This is a genomic window from Mycoavidus sp. SF9855 (genome assembly GCF_024582735.1).
Classification (GTDB): Bacteria; Pseudomonadota; Gammaproteobacteria; order Burkholderiales; family Burkholderiaceae; genus Mycoavidus.
In genome coordinates this window covers 1360333-1373938 of the sequence record NZ_CP102085.1, presented here as the reverse complement: position 1 = coordinate 1373938, position 13606 = coordinate 1360333, and the positions used below count along the sequence as shown (strand labels likewise).

Below are 13606 nucleotides of genomic sequence, written 5' to 3'. Positions count from 1 at the left end.
CTTTCTCCCAGCCTGCTGCTGGCGTACAGGCGACCGGCTCGAATAAGAAGAGAATATCTATGCTAGCCCCTATCTCAAACTCTACCGTTACGCATTATCTAACAACGCAAAAATCTCTGAAGCCTTCATTAGCTTCATTACCCACCTGGCTTCCGCCCGAGATTCGAGAAATTATAGAAAAGCATTTGGATGTGGCAGGCTGGCAGAATTTTTTTAAAGCGTTAACGATTGTGACGCGCAATGGAGAGTTAATACATTCACCTGCCTTGAAATGGCATTTGTTGCAGCAAAAGGTTCCAGCAGACTATCAGTACGATGTGGCAGGATCAGACAGGAGCTTGCAAATATTTGCGTTGAATCAATTAAAAATATTATGGAAGTCTGGTCAACTGGCTCAAATTGTAGAGAAACCAGCCCTTTTTGATCTGTTGAAATTGGTCGGTGGGCCAGCGTTATTCAGATTTTTGCAGGAACGGATCGAAGAGGATACTGAGTTGGAGCTCAAGCTATTGAACTGGGTCGAACGGTCTAAAACAGAGGAGGTGCAGACGATAGCGGCTAATGCACTGACGTTATTAGTGAAAGTGGGTATGCAATTCGATAATAAAGACCTCAAAAGGATACGCGTGCCTGGAGCGGATTTAAGTTACGGAGTATTCGACTCCACACAGTTGCAAGGTGCGGATCTAAGAGGAGAACAGATTGCTTCAGGTGGGTGGGATAAGATAGTGCGTTTATGGGGAGCTCACACGGGTAAAGCTGGCGATGTCTTACGCGGCCATACTGCCTATGTTAGTAGCGTTGTGTATTCGCCGCTTGGTGATCAAATTGCTTCGGGTAGTAGGGATAAGACGATACGAGTGTGGGATATACATACAGGAAAAGCCTGCCATACCTTACGTGGACATACCGACTCTGTTTGGAGCGTAGCGTATTCACTAAATGGTGAACAAATTGTCTCGGGCGGTGCTGACAGCACGGTGAGAGTGTGGAACACGTACACGGGAGAGATCCTCCGTACCTTACGCGGCCATAGTTCCGACGTTTATAGCGTTGCGTATTCGCCACTCGGTGATCAGATTGTCTCGAGTGGTAAAGACAAGACGGTGCTTCTATGGGATGCTTATACGGGTGAAACTCGTAACGTCTTCATCGGCCATCGGAGTGAGGTCAGAAGCGTCGGGTACACCCCGCTCGGTGATCAAATCATTTCGGGCAGTAGAGATAGTATGGTACGTCTATGGGATGCTCGCATAGGCAAAGCTTGCCCTGTCTTTAGCGCTCATACTGAGGCTGTGAATAGCGTCGTGTATTCGCCGAACAAAGCGCAGATCGCATCCAGCAGTGATGACTATACGGTGCGTCTGTGGGACGCATATACGGGGGAAATCCGTCATACTTTATCGGGCCATACTGCCTGTGTTAGTAGCGTTGCGTATTCGCCCAGTGGGAGTCAAATTGCTTCGGGCAGCCGTGACAAAAGGGTTCGACTGTGGGACGTTCAAAGCGGCGCCCACGTGTATACCTTAAAAGGACATGCTGGAACTGTTACTAGCGTAATGTATTCGCCGAATGGGGAGCAGATTGTTTCCGGCAGTGATGACTGTAGGGTGCGGCTGTGGGATGTGGAAAGCGGGGCACTGCGCCATACTTTAGAAGGACATAAAAAAGCAGTCACTAGCGTGGCGTATTCGCCAAGCGGGGAGCAGATTGCCTCTGGCAGTGAGGACAATAAGGTGTGGCTGTGGAAAGCGAAAAATGGTGCCAGCGTGCGCACCCTAAGAGGACATACCAAAGCTGTTACTAGCGTGATGTATTCGCCGAGCGGGGAGCAGATTGTTTCCGGCAGTATGGACAGAACAGTGCGACTGTGGGACACGCAAAGCGGCGCCGATGTGCATACCTTAAGAGGACATACCAAAGCTGTTACTAGCGTGGTGTATTCGCCGAGCGGGGAGCAGATTGCCTCCGGCAGTGAAGACTGTACGGTGCAGCTGTGGGAAGTGTCCTCGGGTCAACGTTTAAAAGTCATTCAAGGGTTTATCAATTCCGTCATGAGCGTGGCATGGAAAGTGACGTCCAAAGGGGAATATTTAGCGGGCGGGAGTGCAGACAAGTCGGTGCATCAGTGGAAGCTAGCGAAAGACGCAGAAGGCTATAAGGTGAAACTGTGCTGGAGTAGTAAGGAGCAAGAAGTTCTGTGGGTGAATGGTATGCTGATAGAAAGAGTGAAAGGGTTAGGCGAGACAAATGAGCTACTACTCAAGCAAAAAGGAGCATTAGAAAAGAAGAGTAGGGTGACTTTTTGATTGCTTAAGATGTATTAAAAGTATTAACTTCGGCAAAACCCTCCATCTAAAACATCTAGAAATTTTTCCGTCTTGTATTTGCTCTGCTGTTCCATTCAACAGGGCGCAAGGCGACAAGAAAAATCTTCTCCAGCCCGATTCAACTCAAACGTTTTTTTAGTCTTGATCGTTGTGAAACACCCGCCCACGAAACAGACGAAATAACGCATTCCGAAGCAAAAAACCGGCGCAGGGCGTGTTGCGATGGGGCCAAACAAGGAATTAGAAGAGGGGATGCGAAGCAAAAACCGGCGCAGAAGCGGAGGGTTGAAACGGGAAAGCCTTATAGAATAAGGGAATTGGCGGAAAGGGAGGGATTTGAACCCTCGATACGGGAGACCCGTATACCGGATTTCGAGTCCTGGAGGAAATTAAATAAAAGTTAATAAAAACAAATGGATAGGCTATTTTCTGCTTCGGATCAATGGTCAAATTACGGGTTTTTATGCCTTATTAAGGCGAATTAAGCATGAGTTTTCCGAAGCAAATTTTGACGTAAAATGGCGCAGATTCATCTTGACGGGGCAACATTGAGGCTAAGGAAGCCTTAGTAAATTGCTTTTGGGAAAGGGGGGGGGGATGACTGCTCTAGCTGCCTGGTCTTCCTGGTGAGGCAGAGCGCTACATACGGGCGAGTTCGGGTGCGCTTGGGGTGAATGCTTTCGATTTCTATAATGCGGAGGCTGGAAAGGGGGCCTCAGTAGTTGGTGTTCTTTATCTACTAAGTTTTAATAAGTCATAAAGGAGAAGAAAATGTGGAGTACGTTAACGGGGCTTGGGGGGAGAGAAGTTAGTACCTCCTCAATTTCAATTTCTGGCCTGTCAGCAGTCAGTATGCTTAAAAAAGAAGCGGCCTATTATGAAAATTTAGGAAATCTAGATAAAGCAAAGAAATGCTTTGAAACAAAAATTCGTAAAACAAAAGATGCGCTCCAACGCAATCTTAATGAATCCGAATTAAGAAAAACAAGGGAACTGCTTGCAGTGGGCCATTTTTATTATGGCAATTTTCTGCACAAGTGCGGTGATGAAAATAATGCTAGAGATAATTATATAAAAGCCTCAGAGTATGCGCCTCATATGGATTTGAAGCAACCCGAAGTGCTAGATTTGCATAGTCAAATAAGTGCCAGGTGCGACTCATTTCTAGGCAAAGATGGAAAGGTGAGTCAAGGAAATATCAGCCCACCCGAACCGACAAGAGTGTTTGTTGAACGCAGGCAGTCTTCAAAATTTGCCTCAATGCCTTTGCAGCGTCAAGCGGTTGTGTTATCTAGCCAGGGGAAAAGCGAGTTGGCAGATTATCTGTTTGAAATGGCGCTGTCGACGCTGGAATCCTTAGAGCTATCGAATAAACCCAGCCTATTTCTTGTGTACGCACACGACAATCCAAAGTACCCCGGACAGGCGGGGGCCGATACGTCTAAATATTTAATCGAAAAATTATCTCAAATCCGGGTCAACCTATATTCGGATCAAACGCCGATGGGGCAACCGTATTCAAGCTCCCCGGAAAAACTGAAAAAAGACGGCAAACTAGAAGATATCCTAACCAGCCAGCTTTGCTTATTGCCTGTACAGTTAAGAGATGATGTGGAACCGGTCGATAAGGTCGTGGTATGTTGTTCTAAGTTATTAGGAAAATACTTGGAATGGCCACACTATGAAGCATTTTATCAACAGCTTCAAGAAGCGTATCGCCAAGACCTTGAACAACGGAGCACTTTGGCAATACGCGAGGTGGTGAGAAAATTTTCACAAGAACAGGAATACAAGGTAGGTTTTCACCATGTGTTGACAGAAGTGGCTTTTCTGCAAATCCGAACTCAACACTTGCAAGATCACAGTATTATTCCGGTTTCGTACACCCCAGATAGCTATGAACAATGCCTGGGCCGTTTTATTCAATCGACCACGGTTCGCATGGGGGATATTTCTCGCTTCGCTGAGCAAACTAAAGCGGGAGAAATGTATCCGAATCAAGGTCAGCATATAGTACTGTTTAAGCTGATTGAGCGGTTGTTAGTGGACAGCGATAAGGCGAAACCGTTTCTGAACAAATTTTGGCAGGGATACAACACATGTATTTCGCGGTTAAATGATGAGCGTTCAACACTGGACGCGCTTGAGTTTGCTAAGCTGTTAAACGGTATTTTTGGTGACATTTGGACGGAGCTACATAAAAAGATTTTTTTCACCGCGCAGCAGTTTTGCGATCCCACTTGGCAGCAAGTGGGTACGCAGTTGCTAGATCAATCACGGAATCTGACCCACATTCAAACTGGGCTAGATCTGCTGGTCGAAAAACTATTAGGCAACTTGCAGAAAAATATTCAAAAATTGCGAGAAAGGTATTTAGAGGGTTTGCAGCAAGACAGAGAAATTAAGGATGCGCTTGCAAACTATGTCGCTTTAGAAGGAGCGCCCGTTGATAGATTAGCTGATCGTTTTGATTTAGAAAGTAAAGTTCATGACTATTTGAACTCAGACAAAAAAGTGCTGCTTTTGCTAGGCGATGCGGGTTCGGGTAAATCGACCTTTAACCGACGTCTTGCCGTTAGCTTGTGGGAAGCCTATCCCAAAGCTAGTACGGCGGAAAATGCCGCAATCCCTGTATTTATTGGGTTGTCGAGTCTGAAAAGCCCCAATCAAAATCTAGTGTCTACTTTTTTTAAGAGTCGAGGCTTCTCGGAAGAGCAGATTAAAGGGTTACAAGAAAATCAGAGTTTTGTATTTATTCTGGATGGTTATGATGAGCTTGAGGATCGTCACCGTTGGTTTTATAAAGATAACCAGCTTGGTGATTGGAAAAAGGCGAAAATCATAATAAGTAGCCGCCCGGAATATTTAGGATCAAGCTATCAATACAAGTTCCACCCGTCGGGGGAGCTGACATCGCTCCAAGAATACCAATTGGCGCCGTTTTCGAGTGAAACGATAGAACAGTATGTCAATCAGTATAAAAAAGCGCATCCAGAAGGTCCGTGGAGTACAGAACAATATAAAGAAGCGTTAAAGCAACCCGACTTAAAAGAACTGGTGGGTAATCCATTCTTGCTCAAAATAACCTTGAGTGTATTGCCTGAATTAAGCAAAAAGCTTCAAGAGAAGAGTCAGCACTTTACGCGGATTGGACTCTATGATGAGTTTGTGAAGAGTTGGTTTAGCCGCTCGCAACAGCGTTTGGCTCAGATTCAGCTCAACCCGGAAGAAGTCAAAGAATTTAGGCGTTTAGAGCAGAATGGATTTGTTGAGCGTGGGGTTGGCTTTAGTAAAAAGTTAGCAGCTGAAATGTATCAAGCAGGGGAAGTGATTTCTACCTATTTAGCCGAAGCGGATGATCCCTGGGAAGGGCTTAGTGTTGAATTAAGTCATGATTGGCGCAAGCGATTGTTAGGAAATGAGAGTGCAATGACAGTACTGATGCGTTTTAATGCGCCGTTAATCCGTCAAGGAGATCAGTATCGCTTCATTCATAAATCGTTACAGGATTATTTTGTGGCGCGAGCGCTGTGGGAGGAGCTCAACGCTTATGACAAGGTTGAGCCATATTTTTGGCTTAACACATTAAATATTGCGAGCGATCCAGCGATATTGCAGTTTTTAGCGGAGCGAGTGTGGCACGAGCCAAAATTAGAGGCTCAACTTTTAAGCGTGGTTGATCAATCTAAAGAGGAAGAAGGTGTTCAGTTTGAGATAGGGGCAGCGAATGCGTTGACAGTATTGGTAAAAGCTGGCGTGCAGTTGACTAACAAAGATTTCGATGGAATCCGTGTGCAGGGCGCAGATTTAAGCTATGGAATATTTGACCATACGCAATTTCAAGGTGCAGATTTAAGAAGGGTGAATTGGACCGGCGCTTGGCTTAAAGGGGCCAATTTAAATGGAGCCGATCTTGAAGGATTAGATTTGGGTGAAAAACCCGCATTAAATATGGAATATCCAGTGAGTGCCTGTTGCTATTCGCCGGATGGGCGTTGGTTTACTGTAATAGCAGACAAATATATTTATCTTTATGATGCTGAAAGTTTACAAAAAATCCATACTTATGTCGGGCATAGGGAACCAGTGACTAGCATTGCTTTTTCTGTTGATGGTCAGTGGTTAGCTTCTGGAAGTAAGGATAATAGAGTGAGATTATGGACCGCTCTGGGTAATCGATCTCTTGTGCGTACCTACATCGGGCATAAGGGGCCAGTGACTAGCATTGCCTTTTCTATTGATGGCCAGTGGTTAGCATCTGGAGGTGAGGATAATAAAGTGAAGCTATGGAGTGTTTTGGGTGACCGCCTTCCCATACATACCTATGTTGGGCATGAAGATACGGTAAATAGCGTTGCCTTTTCTGCTAATGGCCAGTGGTTAGCGTCTGGGAGTAATGATATCACGAAACTTTGGAGCATCTCGGGTGAGCGAACTCTCATGCACACCTACGTCAGTAAGCACTTTAAGATCGAGAGTGTCAAATGTGTCGCGTTTTCACTCAATAGTCTGTGGTTAGCATTTGGAGGAGGCTTAAGTTATACAGTGAGGTTATACAGTGTTACAGGTAAGCGCGCTCTTGTGCATACCTATGCGGGGCATGGAGATACGGTAAATAGTATTGCCTTTTCTGCTGATGGTCAGTGGTTAGCCTCTGGAAGTGATGATTGCACGATAAAACTTTGGAGCGTCCTGGGGGAGCGTCATCTCATGCATACCTATATTGGGCATCAGATGCGAGTAAAAAGTGTCGCCTTTTCCGCTGATAATCAGTGGTTAGTCTCTGGAAGTGATGATAAAAGTGTCAAACTATGGAGTGTCATGGGTAAGCGTTATCGCTTGAATACCTATGCCGAGCATAAGGTAAATAATATTACCTATGAGGATATAAAAAATTGTATCGCTCTTTCTGCTGATGGCCAGTGGTTAGCTTCTGGAAGTGAGTGTGGTATGGTAAATCTGTGGCATGTTTCGGGCGATCGATCCCTAGCGCGCACGTACACTGGACATAAGGATAGTGTGAGCGCTATAGCGTTCTCAAGTGATGGCCAATGGTTAGCGTCTGGGAGTTGGGGCGGCGTGAGGCTGTGGCATGTTTTGGGCGATCGATCTCTCGCGCACACCTATACTGTTAAGAGTATTGTGAATAGTATAGCGTTCTCAAGTGATGGTCAGTGGTTAGCGTTTGGAAGTTGGGATCGTACTGTGAAGCTGTGGCATGTTTCGGGCGATCGATCTCTTGTGCATACGTATATCGGACATGAAGCATATGTAAATTGCGTTATGTTTTCTCCCAATGGCCAGTGGTTAGCGTCTGCCTCTGGAAATGATGAGAATACGGTGAAGCTATGGAGTGTCCTAGGCAAACGTACTCTTGTAAATACCTACGCTGGGCATAGCAACTCGGTAAAAACTCTCGTCTTTTCGGCAGATAGCCGGTGGTTAGCTTCCGGATGTTATAGTGGGAAAATAAACCTATGGAGTATAGGGGAAAAAGGATTTTTATACCATACTTATAAGGATAGAGGGGTAGGGGGGAATAGTATCGCCTTTTCTGACGATGGTAAGTTGTTAATTTCTGGGGGTGGAGATGAAACAATAAGAATATGGTCTGTTTATACTGGAGAATGTTTAGCCGTACTGCAAGCTCCGGGTGGGTCTGTCTGTAACATTGTGTGGCATCTTTCGTTGGATGGGGCTGCAATTTTTGTCACAGTAGGGGAAAATAAAGTGGTCCGCTGGTCGGTTCTTCATGATGTAGGTCAAACGAATCAAATCATATTGAAATGGGCCTCGCGGCAGGATGCATTAACTGCGACAGGTGCGTGGATCAAAAATGCCCGCAATTTAAGTCCTCAAAATGAGCTATTGTTGGGGCAGTGTGGGGCAGGGCGGGCTGACGTTGGTGAAAATGCGGCAACATTTTTCTCACAAAGCTCCAACGAAATATTCTCTGAGCTAGAATACTTAGATGAAATTTATTCTGAAGAAAAATCTTCTGCTCATGAACTTTCCAAAGAAGAAGATTCTTGGGACACTACTTCTGAAGAAAAAAGTATTGCTGAAGAATTCTGAGTATGAAGTTATCAGAGCTTATTCGCGAGTTTGCTGAAGCTGACCGTAAAATGCCCTTAATCCAAGCGCTTGCTCACGCCACTGCCAGCAGACATTGGCGTTAAGAGCGTTGACTTCGGCCAACTCAGCAAGCGAAATGCCGGGGGATTCTCGGTCAAAGTCGGAGGCAGCTCCGGCAGGTTCGCCGGAAAAAGCTGCGTTGTAGTGGCGCACGAAGCCGATGTTAACACCAAAATTAGCGGTATCAGCTTGGGTAACATAAACAGGCATTTCCTTGATAATCGTGTCGCCCTTCTCTTTGACGATTTTGATGCGTTCACGGTATTGAATTTCGGTTTGGATAACGACTTTGGTTTGTGCTTCAGTTAGTTGAGCATGGGCTATAGCCAATTGAACTTTATAATGCACCAGCGCCAAGCGTTCTTTCTGAATACGCGGGCCATAGTAAAAGGAGCCTGCGCATCCTACGCCAAAGCTGAACGCGGTTGCTGCGACGCACAATAAGCGCGCCGGAGCGGCCATCCAATTAGTCAGCATTTGAGCGCTTTCCAAACCAGCGTTGCACGGTTAATTCGAGATAAGATTGGCCGAGAATACCGAATGCTGCGCCTAAGCCAGTAATGGCAATCGCAGGCAATTCAGGTAATAGCATGAGGGCAGAGCTAGCGGCGACACTGAGCCCTGCGCCAACGATCATACGCCCGATAATGAGCCGAGCAGTGATTTTCTCGCCGCCAGTAAGCAGCTTGCCAATAGCAATGGCCGCGCCCATTACAGCGAGTGTGGCAATGGTTCGGTCATGTTCGTGAAGGTTCATGTTTATTTTTGAGAGAGGGTTTTATACGCCGAGTACTCGATTGAGTTGCCAGCCGTAAATAAAAGTTTGATTTTTGGGATACCGTTCTGCGAGTTCAATGTAGTGAACTGAAAGCTGCGCATTGATCATAGCCAGTAGAACTTTGAGGCCGTTTGCGCCTCGTGCTGCCTTGAATTGTTTTAATGCAGAAAGAGTTTCCGTTCCAAGGCAGCCGTCTATGATGAGCAAGGGGGCCGCGGAACCTTTTAGAAGATTAAGCGCTCGCTGTAAAAAGCGAATGCCGATAGAGGGGCTACAATTGGCGCCGATATCGAATAGTTTCTCAGCGAGCTTAGGATGAATCGCGTCGATTTGATCTAGGCGCGGTTCAAGCCAATAGCGTTGACGGTAGATTGCTTTCGCTGCTTCGCGTGGCATTGCTTTCATCTGACCGGTATAGCCCGCTGCACGGGCAACGGCTATCGTAATGCCCCATTGTGTCTCACCGCCGCTATCCTTTGGGTGGTTTGAGTAACCCCCTTCGCGCTCAAGCAGCCGGTCGATATAGTGCTCTATGCTCATGAGCAGGTTTACGATTTAAATTGTTGTAAATGAAAAACCCGGCAACAGGCCGGGTTGATGAGAAATGCTCTGAAGGCGGGCATCGTGATTTGCGCGCTATTTTGCTGCGGCTATTTCTTTTGCGATTGCCTGCTGGTCAGGTTCGTCGGGCCAGTTGAGCTTTGCCGGAAAATCAGGAGCTTCAATGACGCGAACCAGGGCCATTTGATAAGCGGCCCACGCTTTAAAAAGTCTGACGCCAAGCTCATCGAGCAGGCCGGCTACCAGCGCATCAGCTTTCCCTAGATTGGCAGATCGTGCTTTGTCCATGCGCGCTTCAAATTCAGTCATTGCGGCAGTGCGTTTTTGTTCTGCGACGAGCGCGGGGTCGATCGCCCAGTCCCCATCACGCCATACGTATTCAGAAGAGGGTCTGGGCTGATCGGTCAAACCACATTCTTCAGGTGTTACGCCCGCTGCAACAATTTTTTTGGGCGTCCCGTTATCGATGCAATAGAAAATACGTCCACGGTAATCCGGCAAGAGCCGCCATTGCTCGTTTTGCCAAAAAGGCCACGTTAGCGGCGAGTACTCAGGCAAAGGGGTCGTTGTTGCGAATGCAGGAATTAACCAGCGCCCCTGATGTTGTGGATCCTCATCAGCAAGAGTGCTATTGAGATATTGGCCTGTTTTCGGATGGTAGTGATAAATAAACATAGCGTTTGTTTTTAAATGAATTAATAACGAATCATAGCGAGCCAAGCGATATTTCTCGGGCGCGATTCATTTCCGCCTTCACCATTTACAGTGATGGTATGTGAGTGGCTACCTGCCTTGTCGATGCTGACATTGTGTGAGTGACTTCCCGCCTGGCTAAGCCAAATTCCAGTGCCACTGGTGCTTGTTTCCTGGTAATGCCCTTCTCCTCGTATTAATGGGTCATCTAACATTCTGTTTGAGTAATTACTCACTAAGTTGGCAGTTAAAGCATGACTAAAACCATGTTTATGTCCTGGGTCGTGTACCGTGTGTCCATGTAAACCTTGCGTGTCTGTCTGAGCGAAGTGCGTATGATCGTCGGCTGCGTTAGCGGATGCGCTATGGGTATGCCAAGCGTTTTGCATTTCTTGTGCTGAACCTATTGCCCGTCCATGATCGACATCGCGCCCATCATCCCAACAACGAATAAATTCACCGCGGACATCGGGAGTGCGAAAGGTTGTGGTGCCATCACCGCAGGAAAAGCAACCCTGGTAGCGCTGATGCCAATCTGTTTCGCTGATGAGAGCGCCGCTCGTCTGGGCATAATCCCACAGTGCGGGATAGTCTGAGCGGCTTAAGAGAGAACCATTGCATTTGAGGTATCCTGTTGGTACCTGGATGGAGGGTACGAACACAATTTGCCCAACCGTGTTGGAAGAGGCGACGATAGCCTGTGAGACGCGTAGTGGCGTCATGATTGTTGAATGATCGGTCCCTGCTAAAGCCTGCTCTTGAGAGGAGGGAACGAAGTGCTGCTCAAGCATGGCGCGAGTCAGCCCCCATTCTTCCCATTCGGTGAAACTATTTGAAGGGGCTTTACCTTTATTGTCTACTTTGGCTCGGTAAGATTGGCCTGCATGTTGAATATAAGCGCCTTGCGGATAGTTTTCTGTACTGGACCATTCAGGCAGGCCGCGTTGCATCAGATAGCGAATGGCTTCATCAGCGCGCTTGCCCATAAAATTGAACCATTCCATCGGCGGAATGCCGCCGGTTTGCTCAAAGGCGATGCCCCAACCTCGTGAGAGGTCAGGAAAGGGCTGGACTTCGCCAGGGCGAGCGCCCTCAGCAAAGATATGTTCATCAGGACGAGCATAAAGGGTCATAAATACCTCGCAAATTTTCCATAGTTAAAAGCGAATGCGCCAGCTGAACCGGCGAATCCAAAAGCGGTGATGTTGGCTAAGACGACATATTTGACGTTGACCCCTGCTGGGCGGGGCAAAATATCTAAGGTTTGAATGGCATAACGCTTAAAAGCAGTGACTTGATTACTGCGAATAGTGACCGTAAAACTCATGTCGTACTGGTCATAGATGCTGGCTTGCCCACCAAAGATAAAATCGAGCGCTTGCGTAATATCGGGGACCGTGCCGACCATATGGTTTTTAGCGATCCGGCATTTGATGAGAAACCTAAAATCATCGTCATCGAGCACGACGGAGTCAGTGAAGACATCGCCTATGCGGTACCATTTACCGCCGCCTAAACCGAATCGGCTCAACCCTTGGGTGCCAGGGGCGCGTTCAAAGCCAAATAAGCGGCGTGGTGCAAGTCCAGTCAGTACACGGGATTGGCCGACATGTTGACCGACTAAATCGAGGTTTTTGCCTGAGGCGGTTTCGATGTTAAGTGCATTGGGCAGATCAGCTAGGCCCTGCCATGTGTCACTAAAGTATTGATCGATCAGTTGTGCAGTGGCACGTGCTTTGGGTTTGCCTGTGTACTGCCAAATGAGTAGTGAGTCATAAGACATGGTGTGTATCCGAGTGGGTGTCTACAGCACGACCACTTCAATATCGGCACTTGCAAAACGCGCCATTTCACGCACGCCGATCTTAATATTGCTGGCAGTAAGTGTTTCGCCCTGCCGGCCAATCCTGAGCGTTTCAACCCAAAATCCTTGTACGGTATTAATCGGGCTATATAAGCGCGAGAGCAACACCGCTTCACCAATGCTAAAAGGTGTTTGCGCAATAGCCGCTTTGATTGCATCGATATTGACCGCAGTAAAATGCGCATTGCGGCGTACTTCGAGATAGGCGGCACATTCAATCTTAGCGGGCCGGTCAAAACGGATGGTGCGAGCCATGTCTTGGTTGTCACAAATTTGGCATTGAACTTGGCCGCGGAGCCCTGTGCCTGCGGTTTTATTGTCAAAGATCACCTGTGCAATATCTGCATCTGAGCCGCCTTCGACAATGATATTCAGGCTATGCGCAGGTACGCCATCTGCATTAGGAGTATCGTTGTCATTTTCTAAACACACCGCTTGCCTGACATCGGCGAGTTGAAGAAGCTTGACGATCATCCCATCGACTGAGTTTTGTGCGGCTTTTGCTCGGCTAATAAAGAAACGGCGTCGCATCTCGGCATCGGTTTCTTCCTCTTCACCCACTTCCGCTGCTTGGTTGCTTTTGGCTGAGCGCCATCCTAAAAAGAGCGTTTCGATTGTCAACTTAGTCTCTGCGGGCAGAGGAAATGCGCCTAGCGTTTCACTTCTAAAATCAGCGTGCGCCGAACCATTTTCATTCAGCGTGGTATGTGCAGCCAATAACCACCGTCGATGATGCGGATCGGTGAGTACCGAGCCTGCCGGAATCAAAGTGTGGGGTGCGCCGGTCAAGACCGTATTGCGTAGATAGCTATAGTGTGCTTGCCGGCGTGTGAGTCCTGCATAGGCGACGCGCTGTTCAAGCCAAACGCCACTGGCGGCTTCGGGATCGAGCGCTTTGTAAATGGATTCAGCGAGCTCTTCCAGATCGGTTTTAATTTGGGCGATCAGGCCAATGAGTTGTCCATCGGGGCTATCAGGGTCGGTATTGATGTCAGCGCCATAAATCGTGCGAAAGCCTGCATCGAGTTGGGCGAGATTGGCATCCAGTCGCTCAATGATGAACCCTTGTTCAGTCAGTTGAGCCATTTATCGTAACGCTTGGATGAGGGCGCACACACCAGAACAAAGCGAAGTGATAATGTCTGACAAATGCCAGATAGTGGTAATCCATATCACTAGCGTCGTGCTATACCGCAGAACCTTGCTGAGCTCAGTAGAGGTTATATTGATCATAGCTATCCATAC

9 protein-coding genes are annotated in these 13606 nt (G+C 47.4%); 2 read left to right on the top strand and 7 right to left on the bottom strand.

All coding sequences use genetic code 11. The annotated features are described in order from the left end of the window. Positions 1 to 59 precede the first annotated feature (59 nt). Both NQD60_RS05285 and NQD60_RS05280 read left to right on the top strand, forming a co-directional pair. Positions 60 to 2309 carry a WD40 repeat domain-containing protein gene (locus NQD60_RS05285; protein WP_257099947.1) on the top strand — a complete coding sequence of 750 codons (2250 nt, stop codon included), beginning with the start codon at positions 60 to 62 and terminating at the stop codon, positions 2307 to 2309. A 1281-nt stretch (positions 2310 to 3590) separates the two neighbouring features. Then, entirely contained in the window at positions 3591 to 8405 is a 4815-nt protein-coding gene (locus tag NQD60_RS05280; RefSeq protein ID WP_257099946.1) for an NACHT domain-containing protein, read from the top strand. Between the two features lie 18 nt (positions 8406 to 8423). Here NQD60_RS05280 and NQD60_RS05275 read toward each other — a convergent pair whose 3' ends face one another. From NQD60_RS05275 to NQD60_RS05245, 7 genes are all read right to left on the bottom strand, one after another. Further along, positions 8424 to 8942: a hypothetical protein gene (locus NQD60_RS05275; RefSeq protein WP_257099945.1), complete on the bottom strand. Its 519-nt coding sequence runs from the start codon at positions 8940 to 8942 to the stop codon at positions 8424 to 8426. Continuing rightward, positions 8932 to 9222, bottom strand: a complete 291-nt coding sequence (locus NQD60_RS05270) for a phage holin family protein (RefSeq protein WP_257099944.1) — start codon at positions 9220 to 9222, stop codon at positions 8932 to 8934. Before NQD60_RS05270 ends, NQD60_RS05275 begins: the two co-directional genes overlap by 11 nt. 21 nt (positions 9223 to 9243) lie before the next feature. Beyond that, positions 9244 to 9783, bottom strand: coding sequence for a glycoside hydrolase family 108 protein (locus NQD60_RS05265; protein WP_257099943.1), 540 nt, complete (start codon positions 9781 to 9783; stop codon positions 9244 to 9246). A 96-nt stretch (positions 9784 to 9879) separates the two neighbouring features. After that, the gene (locus NQD60_RS05260) at positions 9880 to 10479 is read right to left on the bottom strand and encodes a phage tail protein (RefSeq protein ID WP_257099942.1); all 600 of its coding nucleotides are present in this window, start codon (positions 10477 to 10479) and stop codon (positions 9880 to 9882) included. A gap of 20 nt (positions 10480 to 10499) precedes the next feature. Further along, a complete protein-coding gene (locus NQD60_RS05255) occupies positions 10500 to 11630 on the bottom strand; it encodes a tail fiber protein (RefSeq protein WP_257099941.1) in 1131 nt (376 codons plus the stop codon). Continuing rightward, the gene (locus NQD60_RS05250; RefSeq protein ID WP_257099940.1) at positions 11627 to 12280 is read right to left on the bottom strand and encodes a DUF2612 domain-containing protein; all 654 of its coding nucleotides are present in this window, start codon (positions 12278 to 12280) and stop codon (positions 11627 to 11629) included. Before NQD60_RS05250 ends, NQD60_RS05255 begins: the two co-directional genes overlap by 4 nt. A gap of 21 nt (positions 12281 to 12301) precedes the next feature. After that, the gene (locus tag NQD60_RS05245) at positions 12302 to 13447 is read right to left on the bottom strand and encodes a baseplate J/gp47 family protein (RefSeq protein ID WP_257099939.1); all 1146 of its coding nucleotides are present in this window, start codon (positions 13445 to 13447) and stop codon (positions 12302 to 12304) included. Between the last annotated feature and the right edge of the window lie 159 nt (positions 13448 to 13606).